Genomic DNA, 477 nt, shown 5'->3' on the forward strand with positions numbered 1-477 from the left:
CCACCGCTGAAGTGGTCTTTCGTGAACGCGTGAAGGCAGCCGGCCTGGAAGATCGTATTCGTATTGATAGCGTTGGAACCGGCGATTGGCATATCGGCAAGGCGCCGGACCCTCGTACCCAGGAGGCCGCGTTGCGACGGGGCTATTCCATGGCTGACCTGCGCGCGAGGCAAGTCAGCCCGGCGGATTTTGCGGACTATGATTGGGTGTTGGCCATGGATGATGCCAATCTGGCGGATCTGAAGGCCATGCGACCCGCATCGTTTCAGGGCACTCTTGCCCGTTTTCTGGACTATGCACAGCACACTTCGGTGCGGGAAGTGCCCGACCCTTACTATGGCGGTGAAGACGGATTCGATACCGTGCTGGACCTGATTGAAGATGGCGCTGAAGGATTGTTGAGCCGTGTGCGGGAGCAACTGTGAGCCAGACGGCGCCACCGACCGGTTCGGTTGAGCAGATTTGCGATGCGGATCT

At 59.3% G+C, this 477-nt stretch carries 1 protein-coding gene; it reads left to right on the plus strand.

Annotated elements, in window-relative coordinates; translation table 11 throughout:
- Nucleotides 1-425, plus strand: a 425-nt coding sequence (locus tag A3730_RS09785; protein ID WP_063538003.1) for a low molecular weight protein-tyrosine-phosphatase, incomplete at its 5' end; no start/stop codon positions are given.
- Nucleotides 426-477: the final 52 nt, after the last annotated feature.

This window comes from Alcanivorax sp. HI0044 (assembly GCF_001634945.1).